Below are 17,914 nucleotides of genomic sequence, written 5' to 3' on the forward strand. Positions count from 1 at the left end.
CATGAACCGGTCAGAATTAAAGGGCCAGTTGAGAAGTTAGTTGTGCGGGGCAGGTTTGGCAAAAAGCGCGACTTACTACTCGTGGGGAGTGTGACTCACTATCGGCCACTCGCCGCAATGCTGATGACGATAACGCTTCGCAATAGCAGGCGGGCGCGGCATCGCGGGGGACTTTGGGACCTCGGTGATCCTGGGTCGATCCTCCTTTCGGAATTCGGCCTTGACATCGAGTTACCATCCGCAATTCGGACCTGGTATTGGGCCGATGGGTGGAAATGTTTATCATGGGATTGCCTGCCAATTAACCAATGTGATGACGATGGTAACGGTGAGTCCCGAGAATTATGGTCCGTGTTTCAGGCCTCAAGCGGCGGCGAAAACTGGAATAGTGTGAACCATATCGATGGCCAGGGGCAGGTGCGATTACCGTTTAAGGGGTACGTTTTACGCTTTGGCAAAGAAGAAAAAAGAGGTGATCGCATCACACCGCTGTGCGTGGCGGCCACGGATTTTGGAGCAATCGGTATAGTTCCTCGGCGCTTTTGGGAGGAATTCCCCAAGCGAATAAGTGTTTTTCCCAGGTCGGTGCGAATTGCGTTGTTGGCCGGTTACGATGAGCAGGTTCATGAACTTCAGGGAGGCGAGCAAAAAACGTTTAACGTCTGGGTTGTTTATCCAGATTGTAAAACACAAAACGTGCATGGTTTATTAAGCCAGTTAGTGGGCCTGTCTTTTTCAAGCGTTACTGTTGATCACATTCCTTCCGATTTCCCCGAGGTGCTGGCTCCGCTCCCTTGCACGAATCAGTGGGCGAATAGTCGATTGGCAGAATTCGCGGAAAAAGCCGCCTTTGGCCCAACTGGAATTCTCGCGAATCGGGAAAAAGTGGATGAATTCGGGTGGCGGCATTTCGGCGATACATACGCTGATCACGAGGAGACGCATTATCAAGGATCGTTGCCGCTTACCTCGCATTATAACAACCAGTTTGATTTGCTGTATGGATGCATTCTTCAGAGGTTGATCAGCAGGGATCCGCGGTGGGACGAGATCATCGTTCCGTTGGCAAATCACGTCATCGATATTGATATTTATCACACCGATCAGGATCGCTCTACATTTAACCATGGTCTATTCTGGATGACGGACCACTATCGAACTGCATATACAGCGACACACCGGGCATTTTCACGCTTCAACGCTAGCACCAAGCGGTATGGTGGCGGACCATGTAACGAGCATAATTATACGAGTGGCCTTGCATTATATTACTTTCTATGGGGCGATGAGCGCGCCAAAGAGGCGGTCCTCGAACTGGCGAATTGGGTTATTGCCATGGAGGACGGATCGCAAACGCCCTATTTTGTTGTGGACTGCGGCCCCACCGGACTTTCCACCATGACGAGTTCTCACGATTATCACGGACCGGGGCGAGGAGCGGCTAACTCCATCAACGCCTTGCTCGATGCGTGGTTGCTAACGGGGGAAAAAAGATATTTAGAATTTGCGGAAGTACTCATCAGGAGGACTGTCCACCCTGAGGACAACATCGCAGCTTTAGATCTGCGAAATGCCGAGCTGCGATGGTCGTACACGATGTACCTGGAGGTTCTCGGTAAATACTTGCGCATCAAACGTGCGTTTGGTGATATGGACACAATGCACGAGTATGTTAGACGTTCTCTCGTGAGATACGCAGAATGGATGGTTGACAACGAAGAACCATATCTGGCACGGGCGGAACAGCTTGAATATCCAACTGAGGCGTGGGCGGCGCAGGATTTTCGCAAGACAACCGTGCTCTTGTGTGCAAGCCAATATGCTGCACCGGAAGTTGCCGCCGGATTTCGTAACAAGGCAATCGCTCTGGCGGAGGCTGCTTGGCGCGACTTATTGAGGTTTCCGCGACCGCACAATGTTCGAGCTGCCGCGGTGATTTTAACGCAGGGAATCTGGCATCTGGCCCTCGAACAGTCAAGCACGGATGTTTGCTGCACCGCTCAGAATACAAATGGGCGGAATCTATGGCCCCGTGAGATGTTTATCCCACAACGGACTCGAGTGAGGAATAAGCTGAAAAGTCCGCGTGGTTGGCTGACGTTGCTGCTTCGGGTTACCAATCCTCGGACTATGGGACGCCTTTTATATTTACTGTGGAAATGGCGCAACTGATCGGTGATTAGTACTCAGCAATCCTTGTGACGTGACAGATAATCGGAACAAAATATCATAACGTGGCGAACAGGATGTGAGATGCGTGTGTGGTGGCTACCGGATTTTTATGTCAGGAGCGTTACTGATCTTTCTCCAGAATGGTTGCAGAGCGTGCATGTTAAAGGGCTTTGCATCGACGTGGATTGTACTTTGACGGACTATGTGTCAAATGATATTCCGGCGGAAGTTGCCGCCTGGCTGAGCCAAATAAGGCAAAGTGGAATAAACATCTGTCTCCTCTCAAATGGTGGAAAACGCCGAATAAGTCGGCTTGCCGACCGGCTCGGAGTGCCCTATGTAGCGCGGGCGATGAAGCCGCTTCCGTTCGGATGTCATCGGGCGGTGCGCAAGCTGGGGCTACCGCGTTCCGAGGTGGTGCTCGTGGGTGATCAACTTTTCGCTGACGTGTTAGCCGGTCGCTGGGCTGGGCTGCGCACCGTTCTGGTGGTACCGCGGGGGGCTGCTCGGGAAGCGTGGGTTACGAGATGGAAGCGCCCATTGGAGCGGTTCGTTTTAAAGTCGTTAACGCCTCAATCCCTGGCTCCCTATTCGCAGGAAACCGACTCAGGTGGCCAGACTACGGAAGAGGATAGTTCGGCGGACGATACTACTTCCGACCGTGGCCGTAATTGAGGTTTATATCCGCACAGATGGGTTTAGGCCGACTTATCGTCAATGTCATTCGCATGATTCGGCCCGACTACTGGCCGAAGAATTTGTTTGTATTCATCGGTTCGGCGCTGGCGGTCTTTTATCTGCAACAGGTAACACCTATTAACGGCTGCCTGTTGTCGTTAGGGTTTCGTTCCCTGGTCGCGTTGGTGATCGCTATTCTGGCCGCCTCTGCGAACTACATTCTGAATGAACTGTGCGATGCCAAAACAGACATCTATCATCCGATAAAAAATGCCCGAGCCGTCGCGGCTGGCGAGATAGCTCCGGTGTTGGCTCTCTGTCTCTGGGGTCTGTTCGCGGTTGCCGCAGTGGCGGTGGCAGTGCTGGTTAGCAGAGTGGTGGTTGTCACGACGCTGTTTTTTTTAGCCTCGGGCTTTGCGTATAATGTGAAACCCTTTCGACTGAAGGATATTCCCTATCTTGACATTATCGCGGAGTCCTTTAATAACCCGATCCGCCTGTTTCTGGGTTGGTTCGCCATATTAGATTCTTTTGTTCCACCGCTTTCAGCCATTTTCGCCTATTGGATGGGAGGTGCCTTTTTAATGGCAGCGAAGCGACTCGTGGAAATGCGGCATCTGGGCTCACCCACGCGCGCTGGACAATACCGAAAGTCGCTCGCCTACTATAACAAAGAAAATATAATCCTCCAAATGTTCTTTTATGCGACAATGACAGCATTTCTTCTCGGAGTTTTCATTGCCCGCTATCACGTTGAATTGGTGATTATAATTCCTTTGCTGGCAGCATGCTTCACCGGCTACGTCAAAGCCGCTATTTCGGCGCCGATCGGAAATGAGCCTGAGGCTCTCTATAAAGAAAAGTGGCTCGCAGTACTTCTGGGGTTGACCTTCATCATAGGTGCCATCTTGCTTTTTATCAACCTGGATTTCATGCGGCGCATTTTCAACATCCAGAAGCCTGTGCTCCCGCCGCTTTGGCCAACCGCGGGGATGTGACCAATGTCTGAGCCCTGCATCCTCGAAGTACTGCATAGTCTCGACTACGGCGGGGCCGAGGTGCTGGCCGTAAGATTGGCGCAGCGATTTTCAATAAAGTATCCGGTTGCAATCGCTTTGATCGATGGCCGCGGCCCATTGGAGAAACATCTTGACACTCAACGCATTCGGACCTGCGTGATCGGTCGCAAACCAGGGTTGGATTGGGGATGTGTTTTTCGCCTAAGGCGAATGCTGATGGAACGAATGCCCGCGGTGATCATCGCTCATCAATATACGCCGTTTTTTTACTGTTCGGTTGCAAGAAGCTTAGTGAAACACTTCCCGATTATTTACGTCGAGCACGGGCGATTTTATCCCGACCACAAAAAATTACGGCGTTTTTTGTTTAATCGGTTTCTGCTTCGCAAAAATGATGTGATCGTTGCCGTAGGCCACGCCGTTAAGCGGGCGTTGGTTGAAAAGGAAGGATTTCCGGCACGACGTGTGTCGGTAATCTATAACGGGGTGGATTCGCGGCGGTTTGACAGTTGTTTTGCGAAAAGGAATGACTACCGCCGCTTGCTCGGTGCGATGCCTGATGATGTCATAGTGGCGCATGTGGCGAGGTTCGATCCACTGAAGGACCATCTTACTGCTGTGAAAGCGATGCAGGACCTGCGCAATAGCGCAATAAAATTGGTCCTCGTGGGCGACGGTCCGACGCGAACGGAGGTGGAAGCGACAGTGCGGGATATGAAGTTGGGGGACTCGGTTCAGGTACTTGGATATCGAGAGGATATTCCCGAGATTTTGATGGCAAGCGATATTTTTTTGCTAACTAGCCTCAACGAGGGAATTCCCGTTACTATTATCGAGGCCATGATGGCGGGGCTGCCGGTTGTAGCAACGGAGGTAGGCGGCGTTTCCGAAATTGTTGTGAATGGTGAAACGGGTTTGCTTGTCCCTCCGGGAAACCCGGACGCGATAGCAAAAGCCCTGCGGCAACTTGCGACCGATGTTGATCTGAGAATTAGGCTCGGGCGAGCTGGCCGGCAACGGGCGGAAATACTCTTTTCAGAAGACCGCATGTTTGCAGAGTATGATGCTATTGTGAGTAGGTTTATTACTCCAAACGCGCAGTAATCATTAGAAAAGACTGTCACTAGTAACGTGGTTGATATTCTGATGTGTGATTGACGCCGGCTAGAATTAGAATCTATGACCACTGATCATTAAGAATCAAATGACGGCGGCCAGGGGAGCCAGAATTGGATCGTTTATCGTGTTTGCCGATGATTGGGGGCGACATCCCTCGAGCTGTCAGCATATTTTTCGGCACCTGCTCGACGAATTCCCCGTGATGTGGGTCAATACAATCGGCATGCGACCACCGCGCCTGGATTTATTTACTCTTCGGCGGGGACTGGAAAAAGTGGGGCAGTGGCTGAAAATCTTCGATGCGAGACCAAGTCCGGCGATTTTGCCTCGTCCAAATATTTGCGAGAAAACTCCCAGGGTTGTCAATCCGGTAATGTGGCCTCGGTTAAGGCAAGGCTGGGAGCGAGCGTTCAATCGCATGCTTTTGAAGTGGCAACTCGCTGCAGAGGTCCGCCGCTATCCGAGGCCGCGCATCTTGGTCTCTACGGTGCCAGTAGCAGCGATTCTGGTCTCGGCTTTGCAAGTCGATCGATGGCTCTATTACTGCGTGGATGACTTTCGCAACTGGCCCGAAATGGATAAGGAAGGAATTGGGGATTTAGAGCGAAGTCTTGTGGAAGTTGCTGACGTTATCGTTGCGGCTAATGAGCAGTTAAAAAAGCATATAGAGGAATATGGGAAAACTGCTGTAGTCATCACGCATGGCATCAATTGGGAGATTTGGTCTTCGCCGGCGTGCCAAGCAACTCCCGAACCCGTCTCCGATTGGCTTCAGCGGTATGAACGACCCTGGATCGTGTTTTGGGGTTCCATCAATTGGCAGGTCGATGCAAACGCTGTGGCAGCAATAAGTGAGCGGCTCAAGCGGGGGAGTATTCTTCTGGTGGGACCGGTTAACACACACGATCCGAAGCTGAAAGAAAGTGCACGGGTCACAATGCCTGGTCCCATCCCTCAGGTTATGCTTCCGGTCTTAGCTTGTTATGCAGACGTGCTCATTATGCCCTATCGCCGTGGACCTGGTGTCGATGAATCCGAGCCGTTAAAGCTGCGAGAATATTTAGCGACGGACCGACCCGTAGTCGTTTGTGACATACCCGCCACTCGTCGGTGGGCAGATGCACTCGATATTGCGGCCACGCCAGAAGAGTTCGCCGCGTGCGTGGATTTTCGGGTCAAAACGGGGGTCGATCCCAGGCAGTTGGAGGCACGGCGGCGCGTCCGCGGCGAGAGTTGGGCGGAGAAGGCGAGGCAGTTCGTCGAGGTTGCTTTCGACTCGCTGGGATAGTGGGCCGATGGATTCGGCCCCTGGCCGGATGGGGTGATGCATGATAAAGATAATAATGAATGAGCGAGAGGGGGCGGGCAGTACCATACAGCGGTGAGGATGCAGTTGTGCAGCCTTTGAATTAGATTGTGCGATGCCGCAAAAAGAGTGATTGATTCATCGCAGACCTTGAGACGGCGATGCCAGCGAATCTGACACCGCAATATCTGAAGGCCGAGGAGGAATATCGGCGGGCTTCAACTCCAGAGGAGGAGTTGAAGTGGCTGCAGATAATGCTTCAGGAAATCCCGAAGCATAAAGGGACGGATAAGCTCCAGGCGGAGCTGAAGAGGAAAATCAGTGAGGTCAAGAAGCAGATCCAGACAGAGCGGAGCACAGGGCGACGCACCCGGGGATTTCGCATTCCGCGCCAGGGGGCAGGAACGGTCGTCATTTTGGGTGGACCCAATGCGGGGAAGAGTGCCCTCTTGCGTGCGCTGACTCGCGCCACACCGGAGGTGGCACCCTATCCATTCACGACGAAGGTGCCTTTACCCGGGATGATGCCGTGGGAGGACGTGTTCGTCCAACTGATTGATACTCCGCCGATTACTGCGGACTTTATCGACCCGTGCATGCACGGGCTTATTCGGAGTGCCGATCTAGCCCTGCTCATGGTCGATCTGGGGGCTGATGAAGGAATCGTGCAGTGCCAGGAGGTCATTGACAAGCTGAATAAAACGAAGAGTCGTTTGAGCGCCACGTCTTATCTGGACGAAGAAGACGTGGGACTATCTTATACGCGGGCATTTCTTGTGCCGAATAAAATAGACTTAGAAGAAGCACCTGCGCGCCTCGAGCTTCTTCATGAACTTCTGCCGCTGGATTTTCCAGAGTATGTGATTTCCGCGGAAAAAGGCATCGGTTTGGAGCCGCTTCGGGAAGCGATCTACAAGGCGCTGGACGTCGTCCGTGTGTATGCCAAGCCTCCCTCTGCGAAAGAGCCCGATCTGGAGCGGCCATTCACATTTCGCCGTGGCAGCACCGTTGCTGACATGGCAGCAGAAATTCACAAGGATCTGGCGAAAAACCTGAAATTCGCGCGGGTTTGGGGATCGGCAGTCCATCCCGGGACGATTGTCAAAGGTGATTACGTGCTGCAGGATCGCGATATTGTTGAGCTTCATATGTAGTACCGGATTGTCACAAACCCAACGGATAGAGATCCACTATTCATAATGTACATGACATAGTAGCGATTAAAGCGCATAGCGTTGAAATTTCAGAACTTATGGGGAGTATTTGTGACTGTGACGAACGCGGAGATTGCGGCAGTTTTTGAGCAGATTGCGGACCTTTTAGAGTTCCAAGGGGCAAATCCGTTCCGAGTCCGAGCTTATCGCACGGCAGCCCGAACAATCAGCGAACTGACCGAGCCAGTAGCGGAGCTGGCTCACGCAGGCCCAGACGCACTCACCGAGTTGCCTGGTATCGGAGCCGATTTGGCCGACAAGATCACGACCCTCGTCAACACAGGGTCGTTGCCACTTTTGGAAGAGTTAAAAGCCCAGGTGCCCGAGAGTGTTTTGACTCTCATGCGGGTTCCGGGGTTGGGACCGAAGCGCGTTGCTGCAATTTATAACAAATTGAAGATTAAAACGCTTGAGGAGTTGCGCGAGGCTTGTCTTCAGCATAAAATCCGCGATTTGGAGGGCTTTGGGGCGAAAACTGAGGAGAACATTCTCAAGGGTATAGAGGCGGCGCTTCTCGCGACCCAGCGTATCCTGTGGTGTGACGCGGATCAGATCGTCCAGGAGATTCTTGCTCATCTGGAGGGAACCAAGGGGTTGCGCCGCCTGGCCCCGGCTGGAAGTTATCGCCGCGGTAAAGATACCGTCGGTGATCTCGATTTTCTGGCCGTTGCCGACGACCCCAATCCGGTTATGGATCGCCTGGCAAAGTACCGAGCGGTGAAGGATGTTATTGCTCGCGGCGATACAAAGATGTCGGTGGTGCTGCAATCGGGACTTCATGTGGACCTGCGGGTGGTTCCGGAAGAATCTTTCGGGGCGGCGCTGCAGTATTTTACAGGCTCAAAAGAGCACAACGTTATTTTGCGGGGCATGGCTAAAGACCTGGGACTCAAGATCAACGAGTATGGCGTCTTTCGGGGGGATAAACGTATCGCTGGACGCGAAGAGGAAGAGGTCTACGGGGCATTGGGACTGCCGTGGTTTCCGCCGGAGTTGCGAGAAGGCCGAAAGGAGTTCGAATGGGCAGCCGCCGGATCCCTGCCAGAGCTTATTACACTGGAGGACATCCGAGGCGATTTGCATATGCATAGTACGTGGTCGGACGGTCTGGCGACGATCGAGGAGATGGCTGAAGCGGCCAGGAAAAAGGGGTACCAGTACATCGCAATCACCGACCACTCTCAGCGCGTCAGTGTTGCCAACGGACTGAATCCGGAGCGGCTCCTTTCCCAGTGGAATGCGCTCGATCAGTTGGCAGGTAAATGGCGAAACTTTCGGATTTTAAAAGGGGTTGAAGTGGACATTCTGGAGGATGGACGTTTGGACCTCCCCGACGAAGTGCTCAATCAAGCGGATTGGGTAGTGGCCAGCGTGCATTTTGGCCAGAATCAATCCCGGGAGGAAATTACCCGACGGATAATCGGGGCTCTCAAACATCCTGCCGTGTGTGCTATTGCTCATCCAACCGGTCGGTTACTTCTCGAACGGCCGGCTTACCAGGTGGATCTCGACGCAGTGTTGCGCGCAGCCCGGGATTACGGGAAGATGATGGAGCTTAATGCGCACCCGCGACGCCTGGACCTCGACGACGTAGCCTGTGCGGCCGCCAAAGCGTACGGTGTCCCTATTGCAATTTCGACAGATGCGCATAGCATAAATGGACTCGAGGCTATGCGCTACGGGGTCCTTCAGGCCCGCCGGGGCGGACTGACGAAGGCAGACGTTGTCAATACCCTGCCCTGGGGAGAATTGAAAAGGCGGCTGCCTCGATACCGTAGATAAACCCGATTCACTCGGGATTCGTGCCGCGTAAGGCCGTCTGAAGGGATTTCCAATTGAGTAAGGGATGTTTCCCCGACCAAGCGTAAGCTGCGCGCCGGTGTTTCCTCATTTATACAGCTTCAGAAGTCACGATCTATGAAAATCCACGAGTATCAAGCCAAGGCGTTGTTCCGAGAGTTTGGGGTTCCCGTGCCCGCTGGCAAGGTGGCGGAAACTCCCGAGGAAGCGGGCCACCTCTTTGACGAGCTGGCGGTGCCACGGGCGGTTGTCAAGGCCCAGATTCATGCCGGAGGAAGGGGAAAGGGAACCTTTCGTGAGTTTCCCGACCAGCACGGGGTACAGCTGGTAATGTCTTCGGAAGAGACGCGGGAGGTTGCGGGCCGGATGCTCGGGCACACATTGGTGACGGCGCAAACCGGGCCAGAAGGACGGGTAGTTCGCCGCGTCCTAGTCGAGGAAGCGACTGATGTCACACGCGAACTGTACGTGGGAATGGTGGTGGACCGACAGCGAGCAAGCCCTGTCATATTGGCCTCGACGGCAGGTGGAATGGATATCGAGACTGTTGCGGCGACCCAACCGGAAGCCATTTTCTATGAACCCGTGGACATTGGTTTGGGCGTCCGCGCCTATCAGAGCCGCAAGTTGAGCCAGAAGCTAGGACTGGGTCAGGGCGATTTTGCTCGGCAGTTGGATTTGGTGCTCCGGGGAATATCGAGGATTTTTGTGGAAAAAGACTGTAGTTTGGTGGAAATCAATCCTTTGGGAGTCACTGCGGACGGGCGTCTTTTGGCAATGGACGCCAAGATCAACTTTGACGATAACGCTGCATTCCGACATCCGGAATGGAAAGAGTTGCGAGATGTCGATGAGGAAGATCCGATTGAGCTTCGGGCAAGCGAAGCGGGACTGAGCTATGTCAAACTGGATGGGGATATTGGGTGCCTCGTGAATGGAGCGGGTTTGGCGATGAGCACGATGGACCTGATCATGCTCCACGGAGGGCGTCCGGCCAACTTTCTGGATGTCGGTGGAGGTGCGGACCTCAACCAGGTGATCGAGGCGTTTCGGATTCTCCTAGCTGATTCTAAAGTCAGGGCGGTGCTGGTGAATATTTTTGGCGGGATCATGCGCTGCAGCACCATTGCTCAGGCCCTCGTGGAGGCGCACCGTACGGTAGGGATTACCGTTCCCGTGGTCGTTCGCCTGGAAGGGAATGAAGTGGAACAAGGGCGTAAGATTTTGGCAGAGAGCGGTTTGGCGATTATCCCGGCCAACGATCTGACGGATGCTGCACAGAAGGTGGTTGCCGCAGCAGCAGGCCGTTGATGACTCGGCTTTTGGGGGTGACGGGGCTCAAAGTTTTGCGGCAAACGAAGTTGTTCCGCGTGGGATGTGGTCTCACCATCGAGGAATACGTTTTCATAGCCCTTTTACACGGTTTCTTTTATGAGCATCTTGGTTAACAAAGGCACACGGGTCATTTGTCAGGGAATCACAGGCAAGGCTGGAAGATTTCACACCCAGCAGTGCCTGGCTTATGGCACCCAGGTCGTTGGCGGGGTCACGCCAGGGAAGGGAGGAACCACCGTCGACGGGGTGCCCGTATTCGACACTGTGGAAGAGGCGGTGCGCTCCACGGGTGCTGACGCGACGATGATATTTGTGCCACCACCCTTTGCGGCCGATGCCATCCTGGAAGCCGTGGATGCAGGAATTAAGCTGATCGTCGCGATTACGGAGGGTATTCCCACTTTGGACATGGTCCGCGTCATGCCGGTTGTCCGCCGAGCCGGGGCCCGACTTATTGGACCCAATTGCCCCGGAGTGATTACCCCCGGCGAATGTAAAATTGGGATCATGCCGGGTTACATCCACAGGCCGGGACGCATTGGGGTGGTCAGCCGATCAGGAACATTAACGTACGAGGCTGTGTGGCAGTTAACGCAGAGGGGACTCGGCCAATCGACCTGCATAGGCCTGGGAGGAGATCCCGTCGTGGGAACGAGCTTTATTGATGTGCTGGAACTGTTTGCCGCCGATTCCCAAACCGAAGGTGTTTTCCTGATTGGGGAAATTGGCGGAAATGCAGAGGAACTCGCCGCAGAATATATCGCCAAGCACTTCCCCAAGCCGGTAGCAGCGTTCATTGCGGGAAGAACGGCCCCGCCGGGCAAACGGATGGGCCATGCAGGGGCCGTCATCTCGGGTGGAAAGGGGACCGCAGATGATAAAATCAGGGCCTTGAAAGCGGCCGGCATCGAAGTCGCCGAAAGCCCGGCGGACATGGGCGAGGCAATGGAACGGGCATTGAAAAAGTGGCGGCGATGACGCCCGTTCGCGGCTGCCCAATCGCGGCAGCCTATATTTGACTGGCCTAACTTGACAGCGGATCACTGAGGGTCGCCTTCCAGAGCGCGGGCAAGCTTCTGAAGCGCCTCGGTTTCGATTTGCCGGACCCGCTCTCGAGTGAGACCCAGAATCTCCCCGATTTCCTTGAGGGTTTTAGGCTGCTTGTCGTCCAGACCAAATCGCATTCGCAAAACGGCAGCCTCTCGCGGGTCCATGTCTTTCAGTTTTTCCCGAATATGATTGAGGCTGTCGTGGGTGACGAGTTCTTCGTCGGGAGGACGGAATCGCTCGTCCTCCAGCATTTCCCCAAGCGACCATCCGTTGTCCGACTGATCTGTCTGCGGTGTCAGGTTGTAGATCCGAATCGCCTTCTTAATAATACCCAACTTCTTGCGAGGTATTCCCAGAACTCGGGCGACTTCTTCTGGAGTGGGTGTTCGCCCCAGCTCTTCGGCGAGCCGCGTGCTGGCTCTTCGCCATTTGGATAGCAGTTCCACCATATACGCGGGAATTCGCACAGTTTTCCCGCAGTTGATGAGTGCCCGCTTGATGGACTGTTTGATCCAGTAACTGGCATAAGTGGAAAACCGAGTACCGATGGCGGGATCGTATCCCTCTACCGCACGCAGTAACCCCAGATTTCCCTCCTCAATGAGGTCCTGCAGGCTGAGGCCTTTACCTACGTAGTTTCGGGCAATGTTGACTACGAGACGGAGATTCGCGCGAACCATTCGGTCTCTCGCTACCGGATCGCCATTTCCGATGGCGATGGCGAGCTCCATCTCCTCCTCAGGGGTAAGAAGGGGGGTTTCGTTAATCTCGCGGAGATACGACTCCAGTGGTGAATGCACATCATGATCCTCGGAGTACCGTCGTTTCGTCTTGGCCTTCTTCATAGGTGCTCAACTGACATTGGAACGACATTGAGACTCCCTGACCCAATCAACCTATCGACCCTTCACAGAGGTTTCCTGCACGTCGTTGGAAAACTGACAAGCTAAACCGACGCAATTGGTTGTACGGAATGTGATGACGACGTCAGGTTTGAGTGGTTGCGGAGATCGTGCCCGCTGTAGGGGAGGGCAGGAAAGACGGACTACCCAACTGGCTGGGCCCAGCCCGAGTCAGACGCCTTGCCATACCTGTGGAAACTGATAAACTGATGTTAGATGGAACTAGGTGCCCGATCCCCGCTCCGGTTGCACCAGCCTGGATTGGCTTGGGGATTAGACTCTCCGAGCAGGTGCGGCCCCAGGGGTGGAGAACCCCATGTGTATTTTTCGGGCCTCATTTGCATCATAGGGTGAAATAACGCTGATGGTGCGATGCCCCCCATGCGGGTCGGGTGCCAATGTCCCATCAAAGATGCCAGTAGAGGAAAAAGACACTCCATTACTGGGAAATAATGTCCCATGGTGGGGTGATGTACGGAGAGGTGGCCGAGTGGTCTAAGGCGCGGGTTTGCTAAATCCGTAGGGGTGTTCAACCCCTCGCAGGTTCGAATCCTGTCCTCTCCGCTAAGTTATGTTGTACCAATAAGTTACGACTCGCAGGGCGTTGCATAATGTCGCAATTGAACAGGCTTTGGGATTCAAAGTTCTCTATCTTGCAACCCCTTGCGGGAGCCTGCTGTGCCGTATTTTGTGCCACCCGTGTGCCGGATTCTGTGCCACTGTTCGTTTGAACACCAGTGGTGTCCGGCTGTACACGGTTCGAGTCCACTTTGGTCTTGGGCCTCCACTGGAGGGCTACCTGGTATGCCGCATCCGTGGGATCCACATAATGGCGTAACGCGATAGAGGGGGTATTGCCCAACCACTTGGTGACCACGGCCAGAGGAAACGCTTGGGCTAGATCGGATTCACACGAAGCCCGTAAATTGTGCCAGAGTCTTGGCCATGGTTCCAATCCCGCCCGGCGGATTATCTTCTCAAAGGTAGTTCGCAGGTTGCAGTTGATCCAGCCGGCCGGGCCTTGAGCACGGCGGCGGTATTCCTCCGGGAACACGTATTCCGCCCCGGGTAACGTGGCGTCCCAGGCCTCTTCCAGGTAGGGCTTCAGCAGAGGAAACATCGGTATGACGCGGTAGGGCTTCCCCTTACTGGCCGTCTTCGGTGAGGATACCACGATCCGGCCATCCGCCCAGTTGACGTCCGCCCAACGTAGAGAGAATGCTTCCGATGGGATCCGCAATCCACCGAAGCGGGCGAGGGCGATGAGAAGCCGCCACCATACGTTGGGGGCGTTCTCAATCAGCCGGAGTGTGTCCTCTACGCTCACGTAGACGCGCCGGCCTGATGGATCGCCTGCCCGATGCGTGACGAATCCAAAAGGATTGCCCTGGATCAACCCCATCCGCTGAGCGTGGGCAAAGAACATCCGGGCAAACTGCAGCCGCTTGTTGATCGTGGTATCAGCCAACCCCTGCCCCATCAGATACTGGCGGAAGGCCTCCGCTTTCTCTGGCGTGATATCCGCAAGCCGACACTCCCGCCCGAAGAAGTCGCAAAGGTTGCGGATCGTATGGCCCCACACGATCCTTGTAGCGGGGGCATACGTTGCGGTGCGAGTCGCTAAGTAAGCCTCCAGATACGAGCCAAGCTTTGCTGTGGCTGCCGAGTCAATCAACCCCGCCTTGGCCAATTTCTCTTTGAGGGCCTCACCGATCGTGTTCAACCAGGTTGCGGTGGCCTGCTGGACCGGTAAGCCGCTGATGCGGGAAGCCAGCAACGCCTCCACGTGGACACGGATGCTCTCCGCCGTCTTTTTGTCCACACGGCCAAGGCGAAGGGTTTTCCGCTTGCCATCGGGAGCCACAAAGAGGATTCGCCAGCCTTTGCCATCTTTTGCTACGCTTGCCATAGGATGCTCCTTTTTGCTTGTTGGCACTGTCAACTGCTATTGGATACACTAGGCCGCTACAAAGCAACCCACAGAGAAAACGTGGAAAGAAAGTGTGGTCGAAGGCCCGGTGGTTCCCGCCCGCCCTCGCGAGGGGATAGTGCTGGGTAGGACCCGTTGGGGTTGGAAGGGGAAAAAGAACCGCCCGAGAGTAACTCGGGCGGGTAAGCAGAAGGAGACGGTGACGGAGATGCCGGTGTCAGGCACCGGATGCTTTCACGGCACACCGCCAGTCCGCGGCAGCCGCTCCTATATCGATGTAGCATCGCCAGCCGGTGCCAAGCTTATCCGCTCCGGGGTCCACTGGTTCGATGGTTGGCCCCTGTTGGCCATTCAAGAAGGCCACAAGGAAGCTACCATCCGCAGGGCCGCAGAGCAGATACCAGGCAGCGGTGCTGTTACCAGGGAAGTACGTATTACTCAGCCGTGGCTCGACCTCTAACGCGATGTTCAGGCCAGCGAAGGGATTACCAGCAGGGAGCTGGTCTCCGCCCGAGCGGTAGAGTTCGACACTGTTGAGCACTTGCCGGGCGGTCGCCTCCAGTTCGGGTGGGACGAGAAGAACACGGGGCACCAGGTCCAGCGGCAAGCCGTCGGCGTCCGTTTGTTTGCGTAGGGCCGCGATGGCTTCGGCAAGGCTGGCGACACTCAGCCCAGATTCCGCACCAGTAATCAGGTTGCTGTGGGCAGCGGAGAAAAAACCGCCCGGATTACTGAGAAGCACCGTGTAAACCAGATCGGCCACCTTCCGCGCAGCGGCACGTCCGAAGATCGTGGGGATTTGGTCCAGGATCGCGATGTCATCATTGATGATGTGTTGGCGGTCCAGCATGAGCATTTTGGCGTAGGTGGTCACCTTGTAAGTGATGGTTTCCTCTCCCACATTGGCGTGCCTAATTTCGCCGTGGGCGGCCAGCTCTTCAAGTTTGAAGTCACCGGTCAAGCGGATACCAGTATGTTCCTTGAAATCCTTGGCCGACACAATCCGGGCAAAGGATTTCCATGTCGCGGGGGCTTGCTGGTAGGCATCGAGGGCGATTTTGTTGGCCGCCACACCCAGGGCAACGGGCAAGTCTGTCGTGGAGAAAGCCGCCCGAATAATCTCGTTGGTTCCCCGGGGGGCATAGCCCAAACTCATTTGACAAGCCATGCCGCAAAGATCAAGAGCGGTTCGCGGCTTGTAGCTGGCAGCCGCCGATAGAGTCTCCGCACCAAGTTCCTTTTCCGCCAATGACTCTTTACCAAGCAGTTTCAAGGCGGCGGCGGCAAGGATGGAAGCGGGTGTGTCCTTGACCTCAGCATTGAGTACTGGAGGAATCACCGGGCGGCGGCGGGTCTCAGCGAGAGCTTTCGCGGTCTCAAGTGGCAACCGGTTTTCGATGGCTTGCCTGAATGTGCTCATGTCATCTCCGCACACAGAGAGTAAGTCCAGGATATATTTCGCCTCGATCGTCTCACCAGGTGACGAGTTCTCAGGGGGAGCTGGTTGGTGTGTCATATTCCTCACTCCTGCTGCTAACGTGACCATCGTCTGTTTGTCCGCTCCCAGCGGGACAACTGAAACTTCCCGGAGGATTCCACCCTCGATAAGAAAAGTGTCTGATTCGACAGTGATTGTTTGCCCGTTGACCGTGATGGTATCCCCAGGCTTCAACGGCCGGTATTGGTTCGTTTCAACACCCACACTGGCCTGCAAGGGGACGTCATCTTTCAGTAGAGCAATGACGAGTTTGCCGGCGTCCGTGGCTTCTGTTACCGTACCGTCAATCACTAAGGTTTTTCCGTCGGTTTTAGGTATTCCCCAACCAATGGTGGCTTCGGTACGGCCTTCGTGATCCAAGAGCAGAGTAACCCGCTGCGGTAAATCAAGGCCCTGCAGATCGATGATGACCGGTCCCCACCCCGGCACAGTCATGATGCCCCCGGTGTAGGCCGTGATGCGTACCTTAACTGGCTTCTTTTCCTTTTCGGCCTCAACAATTAACGGGGCGGCTTTTAGTTGGAGGGTTCTTGTTGCGGTCGTCATTTCTCAGTTTGATTTTGCGTTGGCTAGTTGCAAAATCCGGTTTTTGTATTGGGGGTTTTGTTCTAAGAGGTGGTTCACGAGCGTGGGCTTTGCCCGCTTTGTTTTCACGCACCACTCAAAAAAGCACTCGGCCAGAGGGAGGGAGAAAAAGGTGTTTTCGGGCGTCACTGGCTCCCCGTCGCTCCACTTCCCTCCCGTGATCTCACGCAACCAATCCTCAATGTCCTGGCGGGTGATGATCAATCCACGCCCCTCAGCCTCACTGATAAGACCTGTTCCCAACATCGGCCAGCGGGCAGCCAACAAGGTTTGAATCTGGCTTTGCGTCAACCCATAGCGTTTTAATGCTAGGGTGGCGATGGCTTCGTATTCTTCATTGCTCAGGTACTGCATTGGCTTTCTCCTTGCTCTCACTGTCATTGTAGTGGGCCTCTGCCCTGTTTTGCGGGCTGTTGGGGGAGTCGCATTGTACGGGTACAGTGTTTTTCTTCCCCCATCCGCAACTCCGACACTTCAGATAGCGGATGCGATACAGGCCCACTTGCTTACTGGTTCTGACGATCACTTCGGCACCACATTGTGGGCATACTCTCCAGGCGTAACGTGCTATAACGATAGGGATGAGTGGGTGGGACATGAGAAGTCTCCTTACTGCTTTTCCAGGGGCGTTTTTTTGTGCGGGAACCTAGCTTCCCGATGCAAAATAGGGGTATCCGTGGGGTCCTTTTTCAGCCTCGCGCCGGCCTTTCCGGCTTGGTGAGGCACTCTTCCCGGCGGAGTGCCGCTTCCCTCACGAATCTTTCGGCAGCCTTCGGCCAATCCATGGGATCGATCTTGAGCAACCGGCAGGCGTCCAGTAGCAGGGCAACCGCGGAGTCGTGGAAAGTGTCGTAGAGTTCAAAGAGGGCCGGGAAGTCCGCGCGCTGTGTCGGCGTCCCCGTTGGCATGAGAACGTATCCCGGGCCGTATTCGCTTGGTTGCAACCGGATGGAATATCCCGCGTCCCAGAGTTTGTGAAGTAGCAGCCAACCGCCCACTTCCTCTTTGTGTGCCCGCAAGAGGGCTAGTTCCTCTTTGGTCAAGGCCTCCGGGGCTACGTGGAAGTGAAGTTCTCCACGTTCCCACGTGACGGACACTCCCGGGCGGTTGAGCACATGCAAGACGCCTTTGGGGGGAGTTCCGCATAGATTCACCCGCTGACCCGCAGTGGGGGCGGTCACCTTGCCAGTGGAAGATTCCCTCTGAGTGGTGGTACAATCTAGCCACGCTAGTGGGTCGAGAGAGTTTCTCATAATTTCTTCCCTCTTACTTCTGGTTTCCGCATTTCCGCTAGTCGTAACTCTTG

Annotated in this window: 15 protein-coding genes and 1 tRNA gene; 11 read left to right on the plus strand and 5 right to left on the minus strand. The window is 54.8% G+C overall.

The genetic code is table 11. The features are described 5' to 3' along the window. The first annotated feature begins 42 nt into the window (after nt 1–42). From THTE_RS15365 to sucD, 10 genes are all read left to right on the plus strand, one after another. Nucleotides 43–2,172: a hypothetical protein gene (locus tag THTE_RS15365; protein WP_168175873.1), complete on the plus strand. Its 2,130-nt coding sequence runs from the start codon at nt 43–45 to the stop codon at nt 2,170–2,172. An 81-nt stretch (nt 2,173–2,253) separates the two neighbouring features. Beyond that, nucleotides 2,254–2,847: a YqeG family HAD IIIA-type phosphatase gene (locus tag THTE_RS15370; RefSeq protein ID WP_095416265.1), complete on the plus strand. Its 594-nt coding sequence runs from the start codon at nt 2,254–2,256 to the stop codon at nt 2,845–2,847. Nucleotides 2,848–2,900: 53 nt separating this feature from the next. Next, nucleotides 2,901–3,848 (plus strand): UbiA family prenyltransferase, encoded by a 948-nt coding sequence (locus THTE_RS15375; RefSeq protein WP_157732152.1) that lies wholly within the window; start codon nt 2,901–2,903, stop codon nt 3,846–3,848. Nucleotides 3,849–3,851: 3 nt separating this feature from the next. Beyond that, the gene (locus tag THTE_RS15380; protein WP_095416267.1) at nt 3,852–4,973 is read left to right on the plus strand and encodes a glycosyltransferase; all 1,122 of its coding nucleotides are present in this window, start codon (nt 3,852–3,854) and stop codon (nt 4,971–4,973) included. Between the two features lie 100 nt (nt 4,974–5,073). After that, nucleotides 5,074–6,276 (plus strand): glycosyltransferase, encoded by a 1,203-nt coding sequence (locus THTE_RS15385; protein ID WP_095416268.1) that lies wholly within the window; start codon nt 5,074–5,076, stop codon nt 6,274–6,276. Nucleotides 6,277–6,455: 179 nt separating this feature from the next. Further along, a complete protein-coding gene (locus tag THTE_RS15390; RefSeq protein ID WP_095416269.1) occupies nt 6,456–7,448 on the plus strand; it encodes a GTPase in 993 nt (330 codons plus the stop codon). 111 nt (nt 7,449–7,559) lie between these two features. Next, nucleotides 7,560–9,290, plus strand: coding sequence for a DNA polymerase/3'-5' exonuclease PolX (gene polX, locus THTE_RS15395; protein WP_338064583.1), 1,731 nt, complete (start codon nt 7,560–7,562; stop codon nt 9,288–9,290). A 135-nt stretch (nt 9,291–9,425) separates the two neighbouring features. Next, a complete protein-coding gene (sucC, locus tag THTE_RS15400; protein ID WP_095416271.1) occupies nt 9,426–10,619 on the plus strand; it encodes an ADP-forming succinate--CoA ligase subunit beta in 1,194 nt (397 codons plus the stop codon). Next, on the plus strand, nt 10,619–10,756 hold the full coding sequence (locus THTE_RS18090; protein WP_157732153.1) for a hypothetical protein: 138 nt from the start codon (nt 10,619–10,621) through the stop codon (nt 10,754–10,756). The genes sucC and THTE_RS18090 overlap by 1 nt, the downstream gene beginning before the upstream one ends. After that, the gene (gene sucD / locus THTE_RS15405) at nt 10,740–11,621 is read left to right on the plus strand and encodes a succinate--CoA ligase subunit alpha (RefSeq protein ID WP_095416272.1); all 882 of its coding nucleotides are present in this window, start codon (nt 10,740–10,742) and stop codon (nt 11,619–11,621) included. The genes THTE_RS18090 and sucD overlap by 17 nt, the downstream gene beginning before the upstream one ends. A 62-nt stretch (nt 11,622–11,683) precedes the next feature. On the opposite strand, the gene THTE_RS15410 is transcribed toward sucD, so the two are convergent. Continuing rightward, nucleotides 11,684–12,538 carry a sigma-70 family RNA polymerase sigma factor gene (locus THTE_RS15410; RefSeq protein ID WP_095416273.1) on the minus strand — a complete coding sequence of 285 codons (855 nt, stop codon included), beginning with the start codon at nt 12,536–12,538 and terminating at the stop codon, nt 11,684–11,686. Nucleotides 12,539–13,071: 533 nt separating this feature from the next. Between THTE_RS15410 and THTE_RS15415 the strand changes: the two genes are divergently transcribed. Beyond that, nucleotides 13,072–13,159: transfer RNA gene (locus tag THTE_RS15415), tRNA-Ser, on the plus strand. Here THTE_RS15415 and THTE_RS15420 read toward each other — a convergent pair. The 4 genes from THTE_RS15420 to THTE_RS15435 all read right to left on the minus strand — a co-directional run bounded on the left by THTE_RS15420 (nt 13,125) and on the right by THTE_RS15435 (nt 17,861). Then, the gene (locus THTE_RS15420; protein WP_095416274.1) at nt 13,125–14,504 is read right to left on the minus strand and encodes a tyrosine-type recombinase/integrase; all 1,380 of its coding nucleotides are present in this window, start codon (nt 14,502–14,504) and stop codon (nt 13,125–13,127) included. The genes THTE_RS15415 and THTE_RS15420 overlap by 35 nt on opposite strands. A 238-nt stretch (nt 14,505–14,742) precedes the next feature. After that, nucleotides 14,743–16,569 (minus strand): phage major capsid protein, encoded by a 1,827-nt coding sequence (locus THTE_RS15425; RefSeq protein ID WP_095415426.1) that lies wholly within the window; start codon nt 16,567–16,569, stop codon nt 14,743–14,745. 3 nt (nt 16,570–16,572) lie between these two features. Then, entirely contained in the window at nt 16,573–16,962 is a 390-nt protein-coding gene (locus tag THTE_RS15430; protein WP_095415425.1) for a hypothetical protein, read from the minus strand. A gap of 335 nt (nt 16,963–17,297) precedes the next feature. Continuing rightward, complete coding sequence (locus THTE_RS15435) at nt 17,298–17,861, minus strand: hypothetical protein (RefSeq protein WP_157732154.1); 564 nt, start codon at nt 17,859–17,861, stop codon at nt 17,298–17,300. Nucleotides 17,862–17,914 lie beyond the last annotated feature (53 nt).

The sequence above is a fragment of the Thermogutta terrifontis genome (genome assembly GCF_002277955.1).
GTDB classification, from domain to species: Bacteria; Planctomycetota; Planctomycetia; order Pirellulales; family Thermoguttaceae; genus Thermogutta; species Thermogutta terrifontis.